We start from the raw sequence: 22,126 nt of genomic DNA, 5'->3' as shown, positions 1-22,126 counted from the left end.
ATGACGAAATATACAGACCATCTCGGCCGTCCCATTGTCGCCATTACTGGCGCCGGTGTGGTTTCCTCGCTCGGCCAGGGCAAGGAAGACAACTGGGCTGCATTGACTAGCGGGAAATCGGGCATCCATGCCATCACCCGCTTCCCAACCGACAATCTCAATACGCGTTTCTCCGGAACAGTCGATTTCCTGCCGGAAAGCGATGTAGGTGCATCGGCACTCTCCGAAGCGCTGGCCCGGCTTGCTGGCGAAGAAGCCCTCGCCCAGTCCGGCCTTTCCTCGACCGATTTCGGCGGTCCGCTTTTTCTGGCAGCTCCCCCGGTCGAACTCGACTGGAAAAGCCGGTTTGCGCTTGATGCCACAGTGAAGAACGAAGGTCCTGCAAGCTATCAGCTTCTGCTTGAAGCCTGCCGCCGCGCACGTCAGGATGCCCTCTTCAACACGACCCAGTTCGGCTATATCGCCGAACGCCTGTCGGAAGCTTTCGGCACGCGCGGCCTGCCGATCACATTGTCGACGGCTTGCGCTTCCGGTGCGACGGCGATCCAGCTCGGTGTCGAAGCCATTCGTCGCGGCGAAAGTGACCGGGTTCTTTCCATCGGAACCGATGGGTCCGTCTCTGCCGAAGCCCTGATCCGCTTCTCGCTGCTGTCCGCCCTTTCCACCCAGAATGATAAGCCGGAAAAGGCATCAAAGCCGTTCTCCAAGGACCGCGACGGCTTTGCCATGTCGGAAGGGTCAGGCGCACTGGTGATGGAATCGCTCGAAAGCGCTATTGCCCGTGGCGCAAATGTTCTCGGCATTCTGGCCGGTTGCGGTGAAAAGGCCGATGACTTCCACCGCACCCGTTCCAAGCCCGACGCCTCGCCTGCCATCGGCACGGTGCGCGCAGCGCTTGCCGATGCGGGCCTGACCGAAGACCAGATCTCCTACGTCAACGCGCACGGCACCTCGACGCCGGAAAACGACAAGATGGAATATCTGGCGCTTTCGTCGGTATTTGGTGACCGCATCGAATCCATTCCGGTATCCTCCAACAAGTCGATGATTGGCCATACGCTGACCGCAGCCGGTGCGATTGAAGCTGTGTTCTCGCTGCTCACGATCCAGACGGGAACGCTGCCGCCGACCATCAATTACGACAATCCGGACCCGGCTATTCCGCTGGACGTTGTGCCGAATGTGAAGCGCCAGGCCGAGGTTTCTGCTGTGCTTTCCAACTCGTTCGGTTTCGGCGGGCAGAATACGAGCCTTGTTTTGGCGGCAAATCCGAATTAATCCGTCCGGCAACGAACTTAAATTCCTGATGATCCCGGAAGGCGGAAGCTCTCCGGGATCATGCCATGAAAGGAACAGCCCATGCGCGCCTTGCAGCTTCTCGATGATCGCCGCCTTGAAATCACCGATATCACCCCTCCGCCCGCTCCCGGTATTGGCGAGGTAACAGTACGCATCAAGGCCGTCGCGCTGAACCATATCGACGTATGGGGCTGGCGCGGCATGGCTTTCGCCAAGCGCAAAATGCCGCTGGTGATCGGCGCGGAAGCATCCGGCGTTGTGGATGCCGTTGGCCCCGGCGTCTCCAATCTGCTGCCCGGCCAGCTCGTTTCGATCTACGGTGCGCGCACATGCGGACTTTGCCGCGCCTGCCGCGAAGGCCGTGACAATTTGTGCGAACATGTCGGCGGCGTGCATGGTTTCCACCTCGACGGTTTTGCCTGTGAAGCCGTCAACCTTCCGGCGCGCCTGCTCGTTCCGGCACCTCCCGGCGTAGACGCCATCGGTGCTGCCGTCGCTCCCGTAACCTTCGGCACGGTCGAGCATATGCTGTTCGACAACGCCAAGCTGGAACCGGGTGAAACCGTTCTCGTTCAGGCTGGTGGTTCGGGCATCGGCTCGGCGGCTATCCAGCTTGCCAAGAAAATGGGCTGCACGGTCATCACCACTGTCGGTTCTGACGACAAGATCGAGAAGGCCAAGGCACTCGGCGCTGATCACGTCATCAACTATCGCGAAGACCGCTTCGAAGGCGTCGTGCGCAAGCTGACCAAGAAGAAGGGCGTCGATGTCGTCTTCGAACATGTCGGCGCAGATACCTGGGCCGGTTCGATGCTCTGCATGAAGCGCGGCGCGCGTCTTGTCACCTGCGGCTCGACCTCGGGCGTTTCGACCAACATGAACCTGATGCAGCTCTTCCAGCAGCAGCTCAAGATTTTGGGTTCGTTTGGCTGCCGCATGGAAAACATGGCCGATGCCATGCAGAAAATGGCGCGCGGCATCGTGCATCCGGTCATCGACACGGTGGTCGGCTTCAACGATATCGATACCGCGCTCAAGCGCATGGAAGGCCGCGACGTCTTCGGCAAGATCATTCTAGAGATCGAATGAGCCTGTCACCTCCATGATGTTCAAGCTGAAACTCCTGCTCTTCCGCTGGTCGCGCAAGCTGAAGCAGTTCAATTACTGGCTCTGGGCTCAGGCCGTATTTCTGCTGCTTGGCCTGTTGCGTCTGTTTCCGGCGAAGGCTGCCATCAGCTTTTCGGCCAAGGTGGCCCGTCTCATCGGGCCACTGACGCCGCGCCACAAGGTTGCAACCGACAATCTGCGCAAGGCCTATCCCGAGAAGAGCGATGCCGAAATCGAAGAGATCGCACGCGACATGTGGGATTCCATGGCGCGTCTTCTGGCAGAGTATATTTTCCTCGATGCCATCTTTGACTTCGATCCCCATGCCACAAAGCCGGGGCTTGTCGAAGTGGAAGGTATTCCGATCTTCGAACGCCTGCGCGACGAGAAGAAGCCGCATATCTTCTTCACCGCCCATACCGGCAATTTCGAGTTGTTGCCGATTTGCGCGGCCACATTCGGCCTGAATGTCACCGCGCTGTTTCGCCCGCCGAACAATCCCTATATCGCCAACAAGGTTCTGAAGGCTCGCCATACCAATATGGGCCATCTCGTGCCTTCCAAGGCGGGTGCTGCCTGGGCGCTGGCGGGTATTCTGGGCGATGGCGGCAATGTCGGCATGCTCGTCGACCAGAAGTTCTCACGCGGCGTACCATCAACATTCTTCAATCGTCCGGTGAAAACCAATCCGTTGCTGGCCAAGCTTGCACGCCAGTATGATTGCGATGTCTATCCGGCGCGCTGTATCCGCCTGCCCGGCGGGCGCTACCGTCTCGAACTCCATGAGCGCATGGAACTGCCGCGCGACGACAAAGGCCAGATCGATATCGACGCCACTGCGCAGTTTCTGAATGACACCGTCGAGACATGGGTCCGCGAATATCCCGGCCAGTGGATGTGGTTCCACAAGCGCTGGGGATAGGATTTTTGCTGTTCATATGATACGGGCAAGCCACGCCGCCAAGGAGACTATCATCATGCGCCCCATCGCCATTGCCCCGTCCATTCTGTCCGCCGATTTCGCCCGTCTTGGCGAAGAAGTCGATGCCGTGCTGGAAGCCGGTGCCGATTGGGTGCATATCGACGTCATGGACGGGCATTTTGTGCCGAACATCACTTTCGGCCCGCAGGTGGTGAAGGCGATCCGCCCGCGCACTAAGGCATTCTTCGATGCGCATTTGATGATTGCGCCCTGCGACCCATATCTGGAGCCGTTTGCCGACGCAGGCTGCGATCTCATCACAATTCACGCCGAGGCTGGTCCGCACACGCATCGTTCACTGCAATCGATCCGCGCCCTGGGCAAGAAGGCCGGTCTGGCGCTTAACCCGGCAACACCCGCCGAGGCACTGACGAATGTTATCGAAGATGTCGATCTCGTTCTCGTCATGACCGTCAATCCCGGCTTTGGTGGCCAGAAATTCATTGCGCCGATGCTCGACAAGATCAAGCGCGTTCGCGAAATGGTCGGCGACCGCCCTATCGACATTGAAGTCGATGGCGGCATTACGCCGGAAACCGCAGGCTCGGTCGTTGCCGCTGGCGCCAACATTCTGGTGGCCGGTTCGGCGGTCTATAAAGGCAATTCTGTCGAATCCTATCGCGCCAATATCGACGCCATTCGAGCAGCGGCTGAAGCCGCCCGCAAAAATTAAACACCCCTCTTTCTACAGGATGCACCCATGATCCCGCGCTATTCCCGGCCTGAAATGGTCGCCATCTGGTCGCCCGAAACGAAGTTCCGCATCTGGTTCGAAATCGAAGCTTATGCCTGCGAAGCGCTTGCGCAACTTGGTGTCATCCCCAAGGAAGCGGCAAAGACCATCTGGGAAAAGGGTAGCGTGGCGAAGTTCGACGTCGCCCGCATCGACGAAATCGAGGCCGTCACCAAGCATGACGTCATTGCCTTTCTGACGCATCTGGCCGAATTCATCGGTCCTGACAGCCGTTTCGTGCATCAGGGCATGACCTCTTCGGACGTGCTCGACACCACGCTCAACGTCCAGCTTGTACGCGCTGCCGATCTGCTGCTTGCCGACATGGACCGCGTATTGGCCGCACTCAAGACCCGCGCCTTCGAACACAAGGACACGGTACGCATCGGCCGCAGCCATGGCATTCACGCCGAGCCAACGACGATGGGTCTCACCTTCGCGCGCTTCTATGCCGAAATGCAGCGCAACCGCGCCCGTCTCGTTGCAGCACGCGCGGAGATTGCGACAGGTGCCGTATCCGGTGCGGTCGGCACCTTTGCCAATATCGACCCGCGGGTCGAGGAGTATGTCTGCGCCAAGCTCGGCCTTGAAGCCGAGCCTGTTTCCACGCAGGTCATCCCGCGTGATCGTCATGCAATGTTCTTTGCGACGCTGGGCGTCATCGCCTCCTCTATCGAGAATGTCGCGATCGAAATCCGCCACATGCAGCGCACCGAAGTTCTGGAAGCCGAAGAGTTCTTCTCTCCGGGCCAGAAGGGGTCGTCGGCCATGCCGCATAAGCGTAATCCGGTTTTGACCGAAAACCTGACCGGCCTTGCCCGTCTCGTGCGCATGTCGGTCACGCCTGCTATGGAAAACGTGGCACTCTGGCACGAACGCGATATTTCGCATTCGAGTGTCGAACGCGCCATCGGACCGGACACCACCATCACCCTCGACTTCGCGCTCAACCGTCTGGCTGGCGTGGTCGAAAAGCTGGTGATCTATCCGGACAATATGCTCAAGAACATGAACAAGTTCCGCGGTCTGGTGCATTCGCAGCGCGTTCTGCTGGCACTGACGCAGGCAGGCGTGTCGCGTGAAGACTCCTATCGTCTCGTGCAGCGCAACGCCATGAAGGTCTGGGAACACGGTGCGGACTTCCTTGAGGAACTGCTTGCAGATCAGGAAGTGCGTGCGGCTCTCTCCGAAGAACAGATCCGCGAGAAATTCGATCTCGGCTATCACACCAAGCATGTGGATACGATTTTCAAGCGCGTCTTCGGCTAAGGGAATTCCAGCTTATAAACTGATTCCGAAAAAAGCCCCATGCTTATGAAAACATGGGGCTTTTTATATTTCAAAGATTAGCTGGTTCACGCCTTGATCTTGATCGTATTGACCACGTTGCCCCACGGGTCAACGAACATGCTGTTATTACCGCCGCGTGTATCTTCCAGCTCAACCCAGGCAAGACCAGTCCGATCCTCGTCACGCTTGCCCGCACCGGCGCTTTGCCAGGCATTGGCAGCGATATGGTGGTGGTAGCGTCCGGTGGACATGAACACTGCCCGATCACCGTAGGTCTGAACGGTTTCGAGGCCGAGTTCTTTATGCCAGAAGGTTTCGGCTTCATGTGCATTGCCGACGCGCAGATGAACGTGACCAACCACGGTGTTCTGTGGTGCACCACCCCATTCTCCGCCCTCGCGCTTGATAACATCGAGCAGATTGCTGACATCGAGCGGATCGGTGCTCATGGCGACGCGATCACCATTCCATTGCCAGTCATTGTGCGGACGGTCCGAATAGATTTCGATGCCGTTCCCCTCCGGATCGGTCAGATAGACCGCCTCGCTCACCTTGTGATCCGACGCACCGACGACGGGCAGCTGCTTGTCGATGGCGCGGCGCGACCAGCGCGCAAGGTCCCCTCGCGTCGGCAGCAGGAATGCGGTGTGATAAAGCCCGGCGCTGCGTGGATCGTCCGGTCTGGCAGCAGAAAACTGCTCAATCTCCATCAGTTCGCGGTCACCGGCACCCAATACAATCGATGCGCCGCGACGGCCCATTTCGCGCAAGCCCACGACATCGCGATAATATTCGGCCAATGTCTCCGCATCGCGTGCTTTCAGGCCAACGCGTGCGACACGCATCGGCGTCGTCATTGCGAATGGAAGCGGAGCAACCGGACGTTCGGTTTCGACTGCCGTTGCTCTCAAATGCTGTGTCATGTCGCCCTCCTTCGACGGCATTTCTGCGCGAGCGGGAAGAACATTGGCCATAACAGCAGTCCCGGCTGCGCCGAGTATTGTACGCCCGCTGATTGCCATGCCATCATCTCCGTCGCGTTTCAAATCTTGCCTAAACATCACCATTTGAGGCTCGTTTCACAAGATCGCGATCAGCGAACAGGCTGTTCATCATTCGCATGCCTTCCATGCTAAGCATACAACAAGCACGACTTGAAGAAGTTACAAAGCCTCTCTAAATGGGAAGCCATGAAAGTCAAAGACGCAGATATTCTCATCATCCCCGGCTATACCAATTCCGGCCCCGACCACTGGCAGACCCGTTGGGAGAGCAAACTCTCAACCGCGCGGCGTGTCCAGCAGGCGGAGTGGACCAAGCCTGTTCGCGAAGACTGGATCGGCGAAGTCGTCAAGGCTGCAAATGCGGCGACGAAGCCGATTGTGCTCGTCGCGCATTCGCTCGGCGTTGCAACTGCCGTTCATGCCATGCCGCATATCCAGCACAAGATTGCAGGCGCATTCTTTGTCGCCCCGCCAGATGTTTCGAACGAAGCTATCCGCCCCAAGCACCTGATGACCTTCGGTCCCTATCCGCGTGAACGGCTGCCCTTCCCGACCATCACCGTGGTCAGCCGCAACGACCCCTTTTCCAGCTTCGAAGCAGCCGAAGAGGTCGTGAAGGACTGGGGCGCCATGCTGATCGATGCAGGCGATTCCGGCCATATCAACTCGGAATCCGGGCACGGACCCTGGCCGGAAGGGTCGATGGTGTTCGCTGAATTCATGACACAGCTACAGGCACCCAAGCATCATTGATGCCTATTCCAATTGAAAAAGGCGGGCCATAAGCCCGCCTTTTCTTATTCGTCTCCTGCGACGGGTTTAGTCGCGAACCGCTTTGGTCAGTACGTCTGCCGCGAGCCGGATATAACCGCCATCGTTGCTGAGCGTCAGGAAGCGGAAGCCGAGCGGAATATAACGGCGCGCAAACTCCGGCGAAGGCGAATAGATGCCCGCGATCTTTCCTGCTGCGGCGGCCTTGCGTGCAATATTGCCGATCGGCTCCACAATCGCAACCGAATTGGGATTGGCCTCTCGCCCATTGCTCCATGCTATCGAGAAATCCGCAGGGCCAACAAAAACACCGTCAATGCCGCGAACATCCAGAATGGCATCCAGCGCATCATAGGCATCGCGCGTTTCGATCATCGCGAAAGCAAGCGTGTCATGGTTTGCGGTCGTCAGATAGTCATTGGAGCCAGGCGCCCCATAATCTGCATTTGCCCTGAACACGCCCCATGAACGCTCGCCCACCGGCGGATACTTCATGGAGGCTGCAAACTTGCGGGCATCCTCGACGGAATTGATCATCGGAGCGATGACCGCCTGGGCGCCGAAATCAAGGGCGCGGCTCGCCATGTCGAAACGGCCGACAGGAATGCGCACGACCGGCGGCTTGCCAGCATTCAGGACGAGGCCTAGCGAGCGCAAAATGCTCGATTCATCATGTCCACCGTGCTGCATGTCCAGCGTGACGGCGTCGAAGGCGCTGTGTGCGAGAATTTCAACAGTCAGGGGTTCAGGCAGCGATGACCAAGCGGAAAGCACAGTTTCACCGGCGCGAAGGCGCGAAGACAACGACATCCGAGTTTCCTTCATTTCATAAGTTCAGGGCGGAGATGCCACCGGCGCTCCGCCCTGAATCATTCATCAATCCTGCTTCACCTGACGAACTGCTTCCTCAAGGAAAGCAAACATCTTCTCGCGGATTGCTTCATCGGTCACGCTGACACCGGCAGCATCAAAGTCGGCGCGCACCTTGCGGAAAACATCCTCATCGCCAGCTTCTTCAAAATCGGCGGCCACGACTTCCTTGGCATAGGCTTCGGCGTCCGCGTCCTTCTTGCCAAGCTGCTCGGCAACCCAGAGTCCCAAAAGCTTGTTGCGGCGTGCCTCCGCCTTGAAGCGCAGTTCCGCATCAAGCGCGAATTTCTTTTCAAAAGCGTCGCGGCGATCATCCATGCCAGTGGTCATTCATTAAGCTCCCAGACTTCCAAGTTAGAAGAGATCGTCATCCGTTCTCTTGCCTAAAGCTGGCAAGGGGAGCAAGATTATACAAGAGCTAAAGACTACTTTCTTGCGACTCATGCGTAAACTTCGATCAGAAACATCGAAAACGGGGGAACGGGCACAAAGCAGGATTGTTAAAAGCCCACAATTGCTATAGGTAGCCCGCGAGAATAGCGGCTTCGAGCCGATCACCATAAATATGGAAATCCGAGAAAAGCCATGAACCGTCGCCGCCGTATTTACGAGGGCAAGGCCAAGATTCTTTATGAAGGCCCTGAACCCGGTACGCTAGTCCAATTTTTCAAAGATGACGCAACCGCTTTCAATGCAAAGAAGCATGAGGTCATCGACGGAAAAGGCGTGCTGAACAACCGCATTTCCGAACATATCTTCACCCAGCTTAACCGCATTGGCATCCCAACGCACTTCATCCGCCGCCTCAACATGCGTGAGCAGTTGATCAAGGAAGTGGAAATTATTCCGCTTGAGGTGGTTGTGCGCAATATCGCAGCCGGTTCGCTGGCCAAGCGTCTTGGCCTTGAAGAAGGCACCGTCCTGCCGCGCTCGATCATCGAGTTCTACTACAAGGCCGACGCGCTCGATGACCCGATGGTCACCGAAGAGCATATCACGGCTTTCGGCTGGGCAAGCCCGCCGGAAATCGACGATATCATGGCGCTCGCCATTCGCGTCAACGACTTCCTTACCGGCCTGTTCCTCGGCATCGGCATCCAGCTTGTCGACTTCAAGATGGAATGCGGACGTTTGTGGGAAGGCGACATGATGCGCATCGTCGTCGCCGACGAAATCTCGCCGGACTCGGCACGTCTTTGGGATATCAACACCAACGACAAACTCGACAAGGACCGCTTCCGCCGCGATATGGGCGGACTGGTCGAGGCCTATCAGGAAGTGGCTCGCCGTCTCGGCATCATGAACGAGAACGACACGCCTCGCCCGGCCGGCCCCACGCTTGTAAAGTAAAATGATCCGCCCAGCCCGGAAGGGCATGACCCCGAAAAACGGGAACCGGTTTCCGGAAAAGATCATGCCGAACTAAGCCTTCCGGGCTGTTTCATTCGTTCTAAAATTGCAGGAACTACAGAGTGATCAAGGCACGCGTCACCGTAACACTGAAAAACGGCGTTCTCGACCCGCAGGGCAAGGCAATCGTCGGCGCGCTCGGCAGCCTCGGTTTCGACGGCGTCAACTCGGCCCGTCAGGGCAAGGTTTTCGACCTCGAGCTGAACGGCTCTGACAAGAGCAAGGCCGAAGCCGACCTGAAGGCCATGTGCGAAAAGCTGCTCGCCAACACGGTGATCGAAGACTATTCCATCACCATCGCCTGAGCCCAGCAAAGGAAGCAGACGCCATGAAATCCGCAGTCATTCTCCTTCCCGGTCTCAATCGCGATCGCGACATGATCGCAGCGCTTACCAAGATCACCGGTCAGGCGCCCGTGACCGTCTGGCAGACCGATACGAGCATTCCTGACGACGTGGACCTGATCCTGATTCCAGGCGGCTTTTCCTATGGCGACTATCTGCGCTGTGGTGCAATTGCAGCCCGTATGCCGGTGATGCAGGCCGTGCGCGAGAAAGCCGATAAGGGCGTCATGGTCATGGGCGTCTGCAACGGTTTCCAGATTCTCGTCGAAGCCGGGCTTCTGCCGGGTGCGTTGATGCGCAATGCTTCGCTGAAGTTCGTCTGCCGTGAAGTGAAGCTCGAGGTGACCAACGCCAACACGTCGTTCACACGCGGCTACAAGCCTGGCCAGATCATCCGCTGCCCGGTCGCGCATCATGACGGCAACTATTTCGCCGACGCCGAAACGCTGAAGCGTCTCGAAGGTGAAGGCCAGGTTGTGTTCCGCTACGCCGAAGGTACCAACCCCAACGGATCGGTCAACGACATTGCCGGTATCGTCAATGCACGTGGCAATGTGCTTGGCATGATGCCCCATCCGGAAAATCTGATCGAAGCCGCGCATGGCGGTGACGACGGTCGCGCGCTTTTTGCAGGCGCACTGGGCATCGCTGCCTGACATAGCGAAAAGATAAACGGAAAAGGCGGCTCGATTGAAGCCGCCTTTTTTATTGCGCCTACTCCGCCGCCTCAGCTTCAAAACTGCACTGGCAAAGCATCGGATTTCGTGGCAGCTTGACTTCGGGAGGGTTCCGGCTTGGAGCGTCGTGCGTTCTTAGGGACGCACAAAAGGTGCTCCAATCTATTGAATCGACGCGTCATGCTTTCCGAAAATCGATTCCGATTTTCGGGTCGATGCAGTGGAGGACTCGTCGGAATCGACCCATATTTGTTTCATGGGTTTTCCAAGCAGGAGAGTTCACATTTTTGCTGGAAATGCCTCGCACATTATAGCGATAACGAATCAGGGGAACTTCATTCATGCAGCTTTATTCCAGACCTCTTTCCCCTTACTCGGCCTTTGTACGCGGAGTTCTTTACCTGAAGGACCTGCCTTTCAAGCCGATGACCATGCCCTACCCGTTTCCGGCCGATTTCGGCAATATCACACCGCTCCGGCGCGTACCGGTGCTGATTACCAGCTCCGGCGAAACGCTCTTCGAGGCTGCGGTAATCGCTGAGTACCTTGAAGATCACTTTTCGGAGACACCTTTGCTGCCCGGCTCGCCTCGTGAGCGGGCGCTCATTCGCCTGCTGGCTCGTGTGACGGAACTGGACGTGCTTGGACCCGCGATGAAGCTTTTCATCCTGCTGAGCAAGCCCGAACGTGACAATGCAAGCATCGAACGCCTTTTCGACAAGATGCACACCGGCCTCAAGGTCGTTGAAGGCCGCCTGTCGGACAAAGCCTATGCCGCCGGTAACGAACCGACCCTTGCAGATTGCTGGCTCCTGCCGGTGCGTTATCTCATGGAACCCTTGAAGAAGCTCTCGGGCAAAGCCGATCTGCTGGACGCGTTCCCGAAGTTCGATGCATATGCAGCCAAGGCAAAGCAGAATCCGGTTTTCGAGCGCATCTGGAACGAGATGAGCGACGGACTGAAAGCTTTCATGCCGCAACTAGCGGATTGAATTTGACGTTCGATACCGGTCTGACATAGATCGCGCTTCAAACGTCAAGCTCGCAAAATCCACTAGAGCGCCTTGCGACCATCTGGATGCATGAAGGTCGCTCTAACTTACTGAATCTGCACATCGGCCCCCAAAACCGATTCCGATTGTTGGGCCGATGCTGTAGCCTGAGACTGCTTATTCCCACCTCATGCGTATCTTTTTGAAGGCACGCACTATCGGAGCCCCTCCTTGAAGACCAAGACTTTCGCTCTTCTGGCCCTCCCGGCCATTGCATTGCTTGCAGCCTGCACGTCCAGCAAGCCCACGGGGCCCATCACCGTCGACGCCAGCAAGGCGGCGCTTCCAACCATGGAGCGCATCGCGCTGGCAGCAAATAGCTGCTGGTTCAAATCAAAGGACAAGGATTTCCGTGGCTATACGCTTGCGCCGGAACTGAATTCCTTTACCGGACGTCCGCGCATTCTGGTCGTTCCTGCCCGTAATCCGGCATCACGTCCGCTGCTCGTCGTGCACGCTCAGGGCAATCCGGCACGCGTCGAGGCCTTCGGACCCATGATGCAGGAAAGCCATGGCGGTCGGATCGCCGCCGACGTTAACCGCTGGGCTTCGGGCCAGAGCGGCTGCCAGTAAAACCAGAGCATGTCGCGGAAAAGTGGAAGTCAATTTTCCGCGACATGGTTCAAACTTTTTTACGCATGTCTTTATCCCATCGTAGCGGGATCAGAAATCAGTCCAGTGAACTGATTTCCTCGCGAAGACGGTTCCCACTTTTGGGAGGCATGCTCTAACGCAAGTGAAAACGCACTTTGCGCGCTTCACGCTCTGCTTCTTCGCGCTGCAGTCCGATGTCGCGCAACTGATCGTCTGTCAGTTCACCCAAGGCGATCCGGCTGCGTCGCAACATCATTCGATAAGACATCCAATCCAGAACGCGCCGTACATATCCGACCGTCGGTTGAGAAGCCGCTGTCAGATTGACCTGCAATGCTTTTGGCAAGTCCGTGATGCTATCCGCCACGGGCACAGGAAGAATTGTATCTATTGTCTCGGTCTGCGGTCTAAAGTAGAACATTGGTTCGGTCCATTCATTGTCGGCTGGGCCAGTTGGGAGCTGGGGAAAACCGTCGATTTGCCCCGACACAACTGCCCGGACAGGTATAGCGTCACCAAGCAGCGACGAATTGACTCTATAATTGACTTAGCAATAGGTACAATTTATAAGTTGTCACCATGACAAATTGGATTCCAGACCTTACCGGTAAATCCGGTCCGTTTTACCTTCAGCTTGCCGATGCTATCGAAGAGGCTATCGGGAATGGCGGATTGCCAACGGGAAGCAAACTCCCCCCGCAGCGCAATCTGGCATTCGACCTGAAGGTGACAATCGGCACAATCGGTCGCGCCTATGCCCTCGCCCATGAACGTGGCCTCGTTACGGGCGAAGTCGGCCGGGGAACCTATGTGCTGGGAGAGGAGCCTGCGGATAATGCACTGGTCGCCTCCGGTATCGCCGGCACAAAGCCCGCTGATATCCCTTCAGGGAAAATACGTTTCGATACGACGGCAGCACCCGATGTCGGCCAGCATGAAGTTCTCGCCAGGATCAACTCCGACATTCACCGGGATTTCCCGCAGGATATCGCGAGCTATTCGCGTTATTTTCCGCAGCACTGGCTGGAGGCCGGGCAAAAATGGCTTTCGCGAGCGGATTGGCGCCCGGACCTCGACAGTATTGTCGTCACCAATGGCGCGCAGGCTGCGAGCATTGCCATCATAACGGCCTTCACGAATCCGGGCGATCGCATCCTGTTCGAAAATCTGACTTATGCGCAGATCAGCCGTTCCGTGCGGCTTCTCGGTCGACGCACGATTCAGGCAGGTCTGGATGAGTATGGGCTGATCCCGGAAGAATTCGAACGGGCCTGTCGCCAGCAGCATCCGACCCTCGCCTTCCTGATGCCGACACTGCACAATCCAACGCTTTCGGTCATGCCCGAAGAGCGCCGTCGCGCCATTGCCGACATCGCCCGGCGTTACAATGTCTGGCTTATCGAAGACGATATCTACGGCGTCATGTGCGACAGCCAGATACCGCCATTGGCAAGTTTTGCACCTGAACGCACATTCGTCGTCTCCGGCCTGTCCAAGGCCGTTGCGGCAGGGATACGCAGCGGCTGGGTCGCTTGCCCTGCGCATTGCGCTCAACGTGTGAAGGTCACGCATAAGATGGTAACAGGTGGCGCAGCATTCCTGCTTGCCGAAACCGGTGCCCAGCTTGTGTTGTCCGGCGAGGCCGACGCCATTCATGGCAAATGCCGTGCAGAAACCGTCGTGCGTGAGGAAATGGCCCGTAAAGTCTTCAGCGGTTTCGATTTTGTTTCCAAGCCCACCATCCCGTTTCTCTGGATGGGTTTGCCGGAACCATGGCTTTCGGGAACCTTCAAGGCTGCGGCCTATGAAAGCGGCATTTTGATCGATGACGAGGACGAGTTCAAAGCGGGCCGCGTGGAACAGGTCTATCATCGGGTTCGCGTCGCCTTCTCCTCACCGGCCGATCGCGAAGTGGTCGAGAACGGATTTTTGACCCTGCGGCGACTGCTTGAAAACGAACAGGCGGGATATGAAGGCAGTGTCTGACAGAGTTGGTTTCGATTTATCGTGATTGATATACGATTGAGGCCGGGAAAGCGGTATTTTCCTGTCGCGCTTCCAACAGAGTTAGGTTAAAGAGGCCCCTTGAAACCTTAGATGCCCAGCCTTCGGCGGAAGGTTTTTGGGTGCCACAGCCTGCGACGGGGTTGCCCATTTCCATGACTATTTCCAATAAGCGCGACATCACGCCGGAACTCATCGAATCCCACGGCCTCAAGCCGGACGAGTATCAGCGCATTCTTGAACTGATCGGACGCGAGCCCACCTTCACGGAGCTTGGGATTTTCTCGGCCATGTGGAACGAGCACTGCTCCTACAAGTCCTCCAAGAAATGGCTTCGCACGCTGCCGACAACCGGGCCGCGCGTTATTCAGGGTCCCGGTGAAAACGCAGGCGTGGTCGATATTGGCGATGGCGATTGCGTCGTCTTCAAGATGGAAAGCCACAACCACCCGTCCTACATTGAGCCCTATCAGGGTGCTGCAACCGGCGTCGGCGGCATTCTGCGCGACGTGTTCACCATGGGCGCACGTCCCGTTGCGGCGATGAACGCACTGCGCTTTGGCGAACCCGATCATCCGAAGACCCGTCACCTCGTGTCGGGTGTCGTGTCCGGCGTTGGCGGCTACGGCAATGCCTTCGGCGTGCCGACCGTTGGCGGCGAAGTGAATTTCGACAAGCGCTATAACGGCAATATCCTCGTCAATGCATTTGCAGCCGGTCTTGCCAAGCATGACGGTATCTTCCTGTCGGAAGCCAAGGGCGTCGGCCTGCCGGTTGTCTATCTGGGTGCCAAGACGGGCCGCGACGGCGTCGGCGGCGCGACCATGGCATCGGCTGAATTCGACGAGTCGATTGACGAAAAGCGCCCCACCGTTCAGGTCGGCGATCCGTTTACCGAAAAGTGCCTGCTCGAAGCCTGTCTTGAGCTGATGGCCTCTGGTGCGGTCATCGCCATTCAGGATATGGGTGCAGCCGGTCTCACCTGTTCGGCTGTCGAAATGGGCGCCAAGGGCGACCTCGGCATTGAACTCATTCTCGACCATGTTCCGGTTCGCGAAGTGAACATGACGGCCTATGAAATGATGCTTTCGGAAAGCCAGGAGCGCATGCTCATGGTGTTGAAGCCCGAAAAAGAAGCTGAAGCACAGGCCATTTTCCGCAAATGGGGCCTCGATTTCGCTATCGTCGGCAAGACGACCGATGATCTGCGCTTCCGAGTCATTCATCAGGGCGAAGAAGTCGCCAACCTGCCGATCAAGGATCTGGGCGACGAAGCACCGGAATATGATCGCCCATGGATGGAGCCGGGCAAGCATGCACCGCTTCCAGCCAGCAATGTGCCGCAGGTGGACGATTATTCGGCAGCGCTTCTCAAGCTCCTCGGCTCTCCTGACCTTTCGTCGCGCCGCTGGGTTTATGAACAGTATGACACGCTCATTCAGGGCAATTCCCTGCAGGTTCCAGGCGGCGACGCCGGTGTGATCCGAGTTGAAGGTCATGAAACCAAGGCGCTCGCCTTCTCGTCGGACGTGACGCCACGCTATTGCGAAGCGGACCCGTTTGAAGGCGGCAAGCAGGCCGTCGCCGAATGCTGGCGCAACATCACCGCGACCGGTGCAGAGCCGCTGGCATCGACCGACAATCTGAACTTCGGCAATCCTGAAAAGCCGGAAATCATGGGCCAGCTCGTCAAGGCCATCGAAGGCATTGGCGAAGCCTGCCGCGCGCTCGACTTCCCGATCGTTTCGGGCAATGTCTCGCTTTATAACGAGACTAACGGTCAGGCCATTCTGCCAACCCCGACCATTGCCGGTGTCGGTCTCATTCCGGATTGGACGCAGACGGCCAAGATCGGCGGCATGCAGGACGGCGACACGCTGGTTCTGCTTGGCGGTGACGGCACGCATCTGGGTCAGTCGGTTTACCTGCGTGATCTGTTTGACCGTGCCGATGGCCCTGCCCCTTCGGTCGATCTCGCACTTGAAAAGCGCAACGGCGAGTTCATCCGCTCCGCCATCCGCAATGGTCAGGTTACGGCCTGTCATGACCTTTCAGATGGCGGCCTGGCGATTGCCGTCGCGGAAATGGCAATCAAATCCGGCAAGGGCGCAGAGCTCGATGCTGGTGACGGCCTGCCACACGCAGTCCTTTTCGGTGAAGATCAGGCGCGTTATGTCGTCGCGGCCACAGCGGAAATGGCAAAGCTCATTGCGCTTAACGCCGAAGGTGCAGGCGTCCCGTTCCGTGTACTAGGCACCGTTGGCGGTGACCGCCTGAAGATCGGCAGCATTGTTGATGTCAGCATTGTCGATCTGACCAATGCCTTTGAAGGCTGGTTCCCAGGCTTCATGAGCGGCGAACCGGTCAGCGATAACTGACCTGAATTCGCATTGCTGATACCTTTTGCCGCCCGGATGGAAACCCCGTCCGGGCGGTTTGCTTGTCCGCTATTTAAGCGTTAGACAGATGTTTGTTGACGTTCCACGATGGTGCGTTACGATTCGATAAAACGATAAGAAGATGCCGGAAACGGCGGGAGATTTTGCATGGCTATGGACGCTCATGAGATCGAAAAACTGATACGCGAAGGCATTCCCGGCGCAAAGGTGACGATCCGCGACCTTGCCGGAGACGGAGACCATTATGCCGCCGAGGTGATCGCGGAAAGTTTCCGTGGCAAGTCCCGTGTGCAGCAGCACCAGATGGTCTATGATGCGCTGAAGGGTAACATGGGCGGCGTGCTTCACGCACTCGCCTTGCAGACCAGCGTACCGGAATAACGGAAGGCCGTTTCGGGGAGCCGATCCTGCTGCGGCAAGATGCAGCTCCTCTGGATACGGATTTTCTGCGCATTTGACTTGCTTTCGCCCAAACAGGGTGGTTACCAGCATACAAATGACTATATTGGGAAAGACCTCCCAGTTTACGCCGAAATTTGCTTCGGCGCGTGTTTGTTGAGCGCATGATCTTGTGCGAAAAGTCTGGCAATTTTTCGGGATCATGCTTGGAAAGGACCACAAATGACCGGCATCAACGATTTCATCGAAAATGAAGTGAAGACCAACGACGTCGTGCTTTTCCTGAAGGGCACGCCGGGCTTCCCGCAATGCGGTTTCTCCGGTCAGGTGGTCCAGATCCTCGACTATCTCGGCGTGGATTACAAAGGCGTCAACGTCCTGTCCTCTGATGAACTGCGTCAGGGCATCAAGGAATATTCCAGCTGGCCAACCATTCCTCAGCTCTATGTGAAGGGTGAATTCGTCGGCGGCTGCGATATCGTGCGCGAAATGTTCCAATCGAACGAATTACAGGCACTTTTTACCGATAAGGGTATTGCCACCAAGGCTGCTTGAGGATTAATTGCCCGTTATACGGCTTTAGCCTCACCTTTTTTCCAAAGGCGCCGTTCTACGGCGCCTTTTGCGTTTGCTGGATGCTTCAACGACAGACTTCCATCTGTCGGCTTCTGCTTTCTAAATTTTGTCTTTCGTGTCGTGTCTTTCAGACGCGATGCGTCACTTTGCCAAGGAATGCCAGTCATGCCGCTCGACATCAAGAACGGTTCGCCGGACCAGAAGGCCTCCATGCGCGGGCGTGGCGAATTCATCGCGCTCATTGCAGCGATCATGGCCATCAATGCGCTGGCGGTCGATATCATGCTGCCCGGCTTGCCGCAGATCGGTGCAAGTCTTGGCGTGCAGTCCGAAAATCACGTCCAGTTCGTCATAACAGCCTACCTGCTTGGCTTTGGCGTTTCTCAGCTGATATATGGACCATTAAGCGACCGCTTCGGTCGTAGGCTGCCTCTGTTCGGCGGGCTCGTCATTTACATTCTGGCCGCTCTGGGATCGGCCATTGTCACCGACTTCACCACGCTTATCATCTTGCGCGTGTTGCAGGGGCTTGGCGCCGCCGCCACGCGCGTGATCGCCGTATCTGTCGTTCGCGACAAGTTCGCCGGTCGTCAGATGGCCGAGGTCATGTCGCTCGTCATGATGGTTTTCATGATCCTGCCTGTCGTTGCACCTGCAACTGGCCAGCTCATCATGCTTTTCGGCGAATGGCACCTGATCTTCCTGTCTATGGCCATCATGGCACTTGCCGTCGGTATCTGGGCCTTCTTTCGGTTGCCAGAAACCCTGCCCGCATCCAATCGGCGTCCATTGACCGTAAAGAGCGTGATCGGTGGATTCGGAATCGTCCTTTCGAACCGCGTCGCCCTGTTTTACATGCTGGGCACATCGTTCATCCTTGGTGCGTTGTTCGGCTACATCAATTCGGCGCAGCAGATCTTCGTCGATATCTACAAGCTCGGCGCCTTGTTCCCATTGGCTTTCGCCGCAGTCGCCATGACGCTGGCGCTTGCCTCATTCATGAACTCGCGCCTGGTTGGCCGCTACGGTATGCGGAGAATTTCCCAGACCATGCTGCTGGTTTTCACCGGGTTCAGCCTTTTGTGGATGGTTCTGTCAGCCACGATGGAAGGCCCGGTTCCCTTCCCGATCCTGATGGCGATCTACATGACCATCATGTTCTCGTTCAGCCTCGTGACCGCCAATTTCAATGCGCTGGCTATGGAGCCGCTCGGCGAGGTTGCCGGAACGGCCTCCTCCGTTCTGGGCTTTGCCCAAACCGTGATCGGCGCGGCATTGGGTGCTCTCATCGGCCAGGCGTTTGATGGCACAACCACGCCGGTCGCAACGGGCTATTGCGTACTGGGATTTGTCGCCCTTGGCTGTGTGCTGATAGCTGAACGCGGTCGGTTGTTCAGGGTGCAGAACCCGCCCGCAGAACACGTGATCTGATCGATTTTGTCGTGCAAAACAAGAAAGGCCCGCCGATGTAGCGGGCCTTTCCATATCGGACATCACTCTAACGGTTTTATGCTTCCCAAAGCGCGTTATGAATCGACTGCCAGCTATCCTTGCTCGGTGCCACCAGAAGCCCGCCACCCGTGTGAGAGGGCAAATATGCGCTTCCGTCCCATCGCGCGAGATAACCGCCAGCTTCTTGGTGGATCAACGCTCCCGGAAGATGGTCCCAAGGCATAAGCTTGTTATAGACGGCAAAATGCGCCCCACCGGTCGCGATGATGCGATACTCGTGCGCTGCGCAGCGATAGCCGACCTGCGACAGAAACTTCGTATGATTGCGCGCCAGACGCGACCGCATCGGTTCGTCCGTATATTGCCAGGAAACCGAACCAGTCATCTGGTTGATCGCGGCTGGCTCGGCAACGTTCACCTTACCCACATCTCCGTTCGCGTGGCGAATATAGCTTCCGCCACCCTTTGCAGCCATGATCCAGTCATTTCCGACAGGATCGTGAATGATACCGGCAACAGTTTCGCCTTTCGACACCACCGCAAGCATGACGCCAAACAGCGGAACACCGGAGGCAAAGTTGAAAGTGCCGTCGACCGGGTCGATCGTGAAAGCAAGCTCCGCGTCGTCAAGGCCGGCAAGCAAAGCAGGATTGTCGGAACAGGCCTCCTCGCCGACGATCACTGCATCGGCGAAGCGCTCCTTGAGCTTGGCGGTGATGAACCGTTCTGCATTCACATCCGCTTCCGTTACCAGATCGGCGGGAGATGTCTTCTGCCGGATATCGCCAGCGTCCAGCCGACGAAACCGGGGCATGATTTCCTGACGAGCCGCATTTGCAAGCAAATCCGCCAGCCAGTCCATCTGTCCTTCATCAAACCGCATCATCGTCCTCCCCCGCATTATTCGGCATCAGTCCTGCAAAATCGAACAGCTTGCGATCCAGCAGATGGCTTGGACGCACATTCGTCATCGCACGGATCATCGTGTCTTTGCGACCCGGCATACGCTTCTCGATATCGGTCAGCATGGACTTCATAGCATTGCGCTGCAGTCCTTCCTGACTACCGCACAGATCGCACGGAATGATCGGAAACTGCATCGCGGTCGCAAATTTCTCCAGATCGTCTTCCGCCGCATAAGCCAGCGGCCGGAATACCATCAGATCCCCTTCGTCGTTCAAAAGCTTTGGCGGCATCGCAGCCAGACGCCCGCCATGGAACAGGTTCATGAAAAAGGTCTCGAGAATATCTTCCCGGTGATGGCCAAGAACGATGGCCGAGCAGCCCTCTTCACGAGCGATGCGGTAGAGATTTCCCCGACGCAGGCGCGAGCACAGCGAGCAATAGGTGCTGGTTTCCGGCAATTTGTCGGTTACGATCGAATAAGTGTCCTGATATTCGATACGGTGTTCGATCTCATACCGCTTCAGGAAGTCCGGCAGAATGTGCTTGGGAAAATTCGGTTGGCCTTGATCCAGATTGACGGCCAGCAACTCGACCGGCAGCAGACCGCGCCATTTGAGATCGAGCAGCAAAGCGAGAAGGCCATAGGAATCCTTCCCGCCTGAAAGGCATACCATCCAACGCTCGCCGGGCTTCACCATCGCGAAATCGTCGATAGCCTGCCGCGTGAGACGCAAAAGACGTTTGCGCAGCTTGTTGAACTCGACCGTGGTCGGAACAGCGCGGAACAGCGGATGACAGCCGTCGCCGCCTGTGTCTTCCACGGTATCTGGCGCAATATCTGGATCGAAAGCGTTCATGGTGCTTCCCGAAAAACGATTGAAGATGTTGAACGCTTAATACCGAAAACTGGCCGCAGGGAAAACCGGGAAACGCGGTTTCTTTATGATTGTGCGCATCAGCCCGTGGTCGATCACCGCTTGCCAGCAACAAAGCACGAGTGTCCGCAGCTGCCTTTTATTCTACGACTTGGAGTGCGTTTCGGTCTGATTGCATCAGATCAGGCTCTAACTGTTTGTTTTCACTAACAGATGAGATTTCAATGGTTCCAATTCGTCATTTATTATGTGCCCCGGGTCAACGGCCCATGGCCGTAGCGCTCCGGAAAACCGCTTTTCTGCTTTTAGCCGGAGCACTACTTTGCGGATGTGCGACATATCATGTCGACCGGCAAATCGATGATACGCTCGGCCCTCCCGGCCCAATCGCCAAGATTCCGGGATAAAGGCAGAAAAAAACCGCGCTGCATGTACAGCGCGGTTTCTTGATTTCGGCATATATCCGGCGCGCCTGAGCGCGCCTGATATTAACGCGAGTAGAATTCGACGACCAGGTTCGGTTCCATCTGGACGGCGTAAGGCACATCCGTAAGGGTCGGAACGCGGGAATAGGTCGCAACCAGCTTGTTGTGGTCGACTTCGAGGTAGTCTGGAACATCGCGTTCTGCGAGCTGAATAGCTTCGAGAACGATGACCAGCTGCTTCGACTTTTCGCGGACTTCAACGATGTCGCCGGCCTTCAGGCGGTAGGACTGGACGTTGACGCGGCGACCGTTCACATTCACGTGGCCGTGGTTGATGAACTGGCGGGCAGCAAAGATCGTCGGAACGAACTTGGCGCGATAGACGATTGCGTCGAGACGCGATTCCAGCAGACCGATCAGGTTTTCGCCGGTGTCACCCTTGCGGCGAGCGGCTTCTTCGTAGGTCTTGCGGAACTGCTTTTCGGAGATGTCGCCGTAGAAGCCCTTGAGCTTCTGCTTTGCGCGGAGCTGTACACCGAAGTCCGACAGCTTGCCCTTACGGCGCTGACCGTGCTGGCCCGGGCCATATTCACGACGGTTTACCGGGGACTTCGGACGACCCCAGATGTTTTCGCCAAGACGGCGATCAATTTTGTACTTAGCGGATTCGCGCTTGCTCATCGCATTTCCTTCAAAAGGTTATAGCGCCCGGAGACGCTGGAGGAAACGCGCCCTCCTCTGCCCTCCGTTTTCGAGGACTGACAGGATGAAGCGCGCAGCAGCGATCTTCATCCACGGGACACGTCAAATGAAACGCCAGCGCGAAAACGCACCAGCGATGGGCGGCTTTTAGTCTTGCAGTGGTTATCTTGTCAAGCTCAACGAGCCGGAAAAGCCTGAAAAACCGGCATCCAGTGTGCCTTTCCTACCATTTGCTACGACTTGCCATCAAGCGTG

At 57.1% G+C, this 22,126-nt stretch carries 23 protein-coding genes; 16 read left to right on the top strand and 7 right to left on the bottom strand.

Features of this window, described 5'->3' with window-relative positions; translation table 11 throughout:
- From CQZ93_RS05415 to purB, 5 genes are all read left to right on the top strand, one after another.
- Complete coding sequence (locus CQZ93_RS05415; RefSeq protein ID WP_105541674.1) at positions 1-1,278, top strand: beta-ketoacyl-ACP synthase; 1,278 nt, start codon at positions 1-3, stop codon at positions 1,276-1,278.
- Positions 1,279-1,359: 81 nt separating this feature from the next.
- Positions 1,360-2,388: a zinc-binding dehydrogenase gene (locus CQZ93_RS05410; RefSeq protein ID WP_105541673.1), complete on the top strand. Its 1,029-nt coding sequence runs from the start codon at positions 1,360-1,362 to the stop codon at positions 2,386-2,388.
- Positions 2,389-2,401: 13 nt separating this feature from the next.
- Positions 2,402-3,328 carry a lipid A biosynthesis lauroyl acyltransferase gene (locus CQZ93_RS05405; protein WP_105541672.1) on the top strand — a complete coding sequence of 309 codons (927 nt, stop codon included), beginning with the start codon at positions 2,402-2,404 and terminating at the stop codon, positions 3,326-3,328.
- 55 nt (positions 3,329-3,383) lie between these two features.
- Entirely contained in the window at positions 3,384-4,061 is a 678-nt protein-coding gene (gene rpe / locus CQZ93_RS05400) for a ribulose-phosphate 3-epimerase (RefSeq protein WP_105541671.1), read from the top strand.
- A 27-nt stretch (positions 4,062-4,088) separates the two neighbouring features.
- Positions 4,089-5,390 (top strand): adenylosuccinate lyase, encoded by a 1,302-nt coding sequence (purB, locus tag CQZ93_RS05395; RefSeq protein WP_105541670.1) that lies wholly within the window; start codon positions 4,089-4,091, stop codon positions 5,388-5,390.
- Positions 5,391-5,476: 86 nt separating this feature from the next.
- Here the strand turns inward: purB and CQZ93_RS05390 are convergent, their stop codons facing one another.
- A complete protein-coding gene (locus CQZ93_RS05390; protein WP_286153440.1) occupies positions 5,477-6,334 on the bottom strand; it encodes a VOC family protein in 858 nt (285 codons plus the stop codon).
- Positions 6,335-6,601: 267 nt separating this feature from the next.
- On the opposite strand from CQZ93_RS05390, the gene CQZ93_RS05385 reads away from it, so the two are divergent.
- Complete coding sequence (locus CQZ93_RS05385) at positions 6,602-7,168, top strand: alpha/beta hydrolase (protein ID WP_105541669.1); 567 nt, start codon at positions 6,602-6,604, stop codon at positions 7,166-7,168.
- 66 nt (positions 7,169-7,234) lie between these two features.
- Here the strand turns inward: CQZ93_RS05385 and CQZ93_RS05380 are convergent, their stop codons facing one another.
- The gene (locus tag CQZ93_RS05380; protein ID WP_105541668.1) at positions 7,235-7,996 is read right to left on the bottom strand and encodes an HpcH/HpaI aldolase family protein; all 762 of its coding nucleotides are present in this window, start codon (positions 7,994-7,996) and stop codon (positions 7,235-7,237) included.
- 66 nt (positions 7,997-8,062) lie between these two features.
- Entirely contained in the window at positions 8,063-8,386 is a 324-nt protein-coding gene (locus CQZ93_RS05375; protein ID WP_105541667.1) for a DUF1476 domain-containing protein, read from the bottom strand.
- A gap of 255 nt (positions 8,387-8,641) precedes the next feature.
- Between CQZ93_RS05375 and purC the strand changes: the two genes are divergently transcribed.
- The 5 genes from purC to CQZ93_RS05345 all read left to right on the top strand — a co-directional run bounded on the left by purC (position 8,642) and on the right by CQZ93_RS05345 (position 12,112).
- Positions 8,642-9,406, top strand: coding sequence for a phosphoribosylaminoimidazolesuccinocarboxamide synthase (purC, locus tag CQZ93_RS05365; protein WP_105541666.1), 765 nt, complete (start codon positions 8,642-8,644; stop codon positions 9,404-9,406).
- Positions 9,407-9,528: 122 nt separating this feature from the next.
- Complete coding sequence (gene purS, locus CQZ93_RS05360) at positions 9,529-9,771, top strand: phosphoribosylformylglycinamidine synthase subunit PurS (protein WP_105541665.1); 243 nt, start codon at positions 9,529-9,531, stop codon at positions 9,769-9,771.
- Positions 9,772-9,794: 23 nt separating this feature from the next.
- Positions 9,795-10,466 (top strand): phosphoribosylformylglycinamidine synthase subunit PurQ, encoded by a 672-nt coding sequence (gene purQ, locus CQZ93_RS05355; protein ID WP_105541664.1) that lies wholly within the window; start codon positions 9,795-9,797, stop codon positions 10,464-10,466.
- Positions 10,467-10,828: 362 nt separating this feature from the next.
- Entirely contained in the window at positions 10,829-11,479 is a 651-nt protein-coding gene (locus CQZ93_RS05350; RefSeq protein WP_105541663.1) for a glutathione S-transferase family protein, read from the top strand.
- A gap of 231 nt (positions 11,480-11,710) precedes the next feature.
- Complete coding sequence (locus CQZ93_RS05345; RefSeq protein ID WP_105541662.1) at positions 11,711-12,112, top strand: hypothetical protein; 402 nt, start codon at positions 11,711-11,713, stop codon at positions 12,110-12,112.
- 154 nt (positions 12,113-12,266) lie between these two features.
- Here the strand turns inward: CQZ93_RS05345 and CQZ93_RS05340 are convergent, their stop codons facing one another.
- A complete protein-coding gene (locus tag CQZ93_RS05340) occupies positions 12,267-12,554 on the bottom strand; it encodes a DUF1127 domain-containing protein (protein ID WP_105541661.1) in 288 nt (95 codons plus the stop codon).
- 158 nt (positions 12,555-12,712) lie between these two features.
- On the opposite strand from CQZ93_RS05340, the gene CQZ93_RS05335 reads away from it, so the two are divergent.
- The 5 genes from CQZ93_RS05335 to CQZ93_RS05315 all read left to right on the top strand — a co-directional run bounded on the left by CQZ93_RS05335 (position 12,713) and on the right by CQZ93_RS05315 (position 18,942).
- Complete coding sequence (locus CQZ93_RS05335) at positions 12,713-14,119, top strand: aminotransferase-like domain-containing protein (RefSeq protein WP_105541660.1); 1,407 nt, start codon at positions 12,713-12,715, stop codon at positions 14,117-14,119.
- Positions 14,120-14,292: 173 nt separating this feature from the next.
- Positions 14,293-16,515, top strand: a complete 2,223-nt coding sequence (gene purL, locus CQZ93_RS05330) for a phosphoribosylformylglycinamidine synthase subunit PurL (protein ID WP_105541659.1) — start codon at positions 14,293-14,295, stop codon at positions 16,513-16,515.
- Between the two features lie 168 nt (positions 16,516-16,683).
- Positions 16,684-16,917 carry a BolA/IbaG family iron-sulfur metabolism protein gene (locus CQZ93_RS05325; RefSeq protein ID WP_105541658.1) on the top strand — a complete coding sequence of 78 codons (234 nt, stop codon included), beginning with the start codon at positions 16,684-16,686 and terminating at the stop codon, positions 16,915-16,917.
- 240 nt (positions 16,918-17,157) lie between these two features.
- On the top strand, positions 17,158-17,490 hold the full coding sequence (grxD, locus tag CQZ93_RS05320; protein WP_105541657.1) for a Grx4 family monothiol glutaredoxin: 333 nt from the start codon (positions 17,158-17,160) through the stop codon (positions 17,488-17,490).
- 186 nt (positions 17,491-17,676) lie between these two features.
- On the top strand, positions 17,677-18,942 hold the full coding sequence (locus CQZ93_RS05315) for a multidrug effflux MFS transporter (RefSeq protein ID WP_105541656.1): 1,266 nt from the start codon (positions 17,677-17,679) through the stop codon (positions 18,940-18,942).
- A 76-nt stretch (positions 18,943-19,018) separates the two neighbouring features.
- On the opposite strand, the gene CQZ93_RS05310 is transcribed toward CQZ93_RS05315, so the two are convergent.
- The 3 genes from CQZ93_RS05310 to rpsD all read right to left on the bottom strand — a co-directional run bounded on the left by CQZ93_RS05310 (position 19,019) and on the right by rpsD (position 21,850).
- Complete coding sequence (locus tag CQZ93_RS05310; protein WP_105541655.1) at positions 19,019-19,846, bottom strand: inositol monophosphatase family protein; 828 nt, start codon at positions 19,844-19,846, stop codon at positions 19,019-19,021.
- The gene (ttcA, locus tag CQZ93_RS05305; RefSeq protein ID WP_105541654.1) at positions 19,836-20,726 is read right to left on the bottom strand and encodes a tRNA 2-thiocytidine(32) synthetase TtcA; all 891 of its coding nucleotides are present in this window, start codon (positions 20,724-20,726) and stop codon (positions 19,836-19,838) included. Before ttcA ends, CQZ93_RS05310 begins: the two co-directional genes overlap by 11 nt.
- Before the next feature lie 506 nt (positions 20,727-21,232).
- Positions 21,233-21,850, bottom strand: coding sequence for a 30S ribosomal protein S4 (rpsD, locus tag CQZ93_RS05295; protein WP_105541652.1), 618 nt, complete (start codon positions 21,848-21,850; stop codon positions 21,233-21,235).
- Between the last annotated feature and the right edge of the window lie 276 nt (positions 21,851-22,126).

It is taken from the genome of Ochrobactrum vermis (genome assembly GCF_002975205.1).
Classification (GTDB): Bacteria; Pseudomonadota; Alphaproteobacteria; order Rhizobiales; family Rhizobiaceae; genus Brucella; species Brucella vermis.
Note: the sequence above shows the minus strand (reverse complement) of the source record. Positions and strands in the feature narration are given on the sequence as shown.

Bases quoted from the DNA above. Each gene is read 5' to 3' on its own strand.
- CQZ93_RS05415 (WP_105541674.1), top strand. From the start codon at position 1: ATGACGAAATATACAGACCATCTCGGCCGTCCCATTGTCGCCATTACT.
- CQZ93_RS05410 (WP_105541673.1), top strand. From the start codon at position 1,360: ATGCGCGCCTTGCAGCTTCTCGATGATCGCCGCCTTGAAATCACCGAT.
- CQZ93_RS05405 (WP_105541672.1), top strand. From the start codon at position 2,402: ATGATGTTCAAGCTGAAACTCCTGCTCTTCCGCTGGTCGCGCAAGCTG.
- rpe (WP_105541671.1), top strand. From the start codon at position 3,384: ATGCGCCCCATCGCCATTGCCCCGTCCATTCTGTCCGCCGATTTCGCC.
- purB (WP_105541670.1), top strand. From the start codon at position 4,089: ATGATCCCGCGCTATTCCCGGCCTGAAATGGTCGCCATCTGGTCGCCC.
- CQZ93_RS05390 (WP_286153440.1), bottom strand. From the start codon at position 6,334: ATGACACAGCATTTGAGAGCAACGGCAGTCGAAACCGAACGTCCGGTT.
- CQZ93_RS05385 (WP_105541669.1), top strand. From the start codon at position 6,602: ATGAAAGTCAAAGACGCAGATATTCTCATCATCCCCGGCTATACCAAT.
- CQZ93_RS05380 (WP_105541668.1), bottom strand. From the start codon at position 7,996: ATGTCGTTGTCTTCGCGCCTTCGCGCCGGTGAAACTGTGCTTTCCGCT.
- CQZ93_RS05375 (WP_105541667.1), bottom strand. From the start codon at position 8,386: ATGACCACTGGCATGGATGATCGCCGCGACGCTTTTGAAAAGAAATTC.
- purC (WP_105541666.1), top strand. From the start codon at position 8,642: ATGAACCGTCGCCGCCGTATTTACGAGGGCAAGGCCAAGATTCTTTAT.
- purQ (WP_105541664.1), top strand. From the start codon at position 9,795: ATGAAATCCGCAGTCATTCTCCTTCCCGGTCTCAATCGCGATCGCGAC.
- CQZ93_RS05350 (WP_105541663.1), top strand. From the start codon at position 10,829: ATGCAGCTTTATTCCAGACCTCTTTCCCCTTACTCGGCCTTTGTACGC.
- CQZ93_RS05340 (WP_105541661.1), bottom strand. From the start codon at position 12,554: ATGTTCTACTTTAGACCGCAGACCGAGACAATAGATACAATTCTTCCT.
- CQZ93_RS05335 (WP_105541660.1), top strand. From the start codon at position 12,713: ATGACAAATTGGATTCCAGACCTTACCGGTAAATCCGGTCCGTTTTAC.
- purL (WP_105541659.1), top strand. From the start codon at position 14,293: ATGACTATTTCCAATAAGCGCGACATCACGCCGGAACTCATCGAATCC.
- CQZ93_RS05325 (WP_105541658.1), top strand. From the start codon at position 16,684: ATGGCTATGGACGCTCATGAGATCGAAAAACTGATACGCGAAGGCATT.
- grxD (WP_105541657.1), top strand. From the start codon at position 17,158: ATGACCGGCATCAACGATTTCATCGAAAATGAAGTGAAGACCAACGAC.
- CQZ93_RS05315 (WP_105541656.1), top strand. From the start codon at position 17,677: ATGCCGCTCGACATCAAGAACGGTTCGCCGGACCAGAAGGCCTCCATG.
- CQZ93_RS05310 (WP_105541655.1), bottom strand. From the start codon at position 19,846: ATGCGGTTTGATGAAGGACAGATGGACTGGCTGGCGGATTTGCTTGCA.
- ttcA (WP_105541654.1), bottom strand. From the start codon at position 20,726: ATGAACGCTTTCGATCCAGATATTGCGCCAGATACCGTGGAAGACACA.
- rpsD (WP_105541652.1), bottom strand. From the start codon at position 21,850: ATGAGCAAGCGCGAATCCGCTAAGTACAAAATTGATCGCCGTCTTGGC.